The following is a 465-nucleotide window of genomic DNA, read 5'->3' on the forward strand; positions in this document are numbered from 1 at the left end:
ATAAATTAATAAGTTATATATCAAAATAAACATTACTACTATTTAACTCTCTTAACTGGTCAAAATATTTATAAGAGTCACTAATCGATTTCCTAGCCTGCTGCTTTGGAACACCTGCATCAATCATTTCTTTGTAACTGATATGAAACTCTTGTTTCAATGTTGTATCCCAACCTCCTGGCAAAGCTCTACGAGTTCGTTGAGCAGAACTTATATTCGCGTGCGGACTGCCTGATGCGGACTTAAGTAACGTAGCAGGTGCAGTATTTCTCTGGTAACCGTTTATTCTTTTCTTAGCCCAAGCGTCCTGTATTGGGTGGTGACTTTGTACAAACCCATCATTTTTACTATTTGTATGACCCGATGCTCTGTTTACACCAGGCGAAAGATTACCATGTGGATCAACATCACCAGTTTTATATCCGTTCGGTGCTTTACATCTCGACAACCCCCACGGATCCACCC

Annotated in this window: 1 protein-coding gene; it reads right to left on the minus strand. The window is 40.0% G+C overall.

Annotation, left to right across the window (positions count from 1 at the left end):
• Positions 1–13 precede the first annotated feature (13 nt).
• Positions 14–463, minus strand: a complete 450-nt coding sequence (locus INF68_RS23065; RefSeq protein ID WP_229218522.1) for a Rhs family protein — start codon at positions 461–463, stop codon at positions 14–16.
• Positions 464–465 lie beyond the last annotated feature (2 nt).

This window comes from Enterobacter cloacae complex sp. P16RS2 (assembly GCF_014982155.1).
In the GTDB taxonomy this organism is placed as follows: Bacteria; Pseudomonadota; Gammaproteobacteria; order Enterobacterales; family Enterobacteriaceae; genus Enterobacter; species Enterobacter cloacae_M.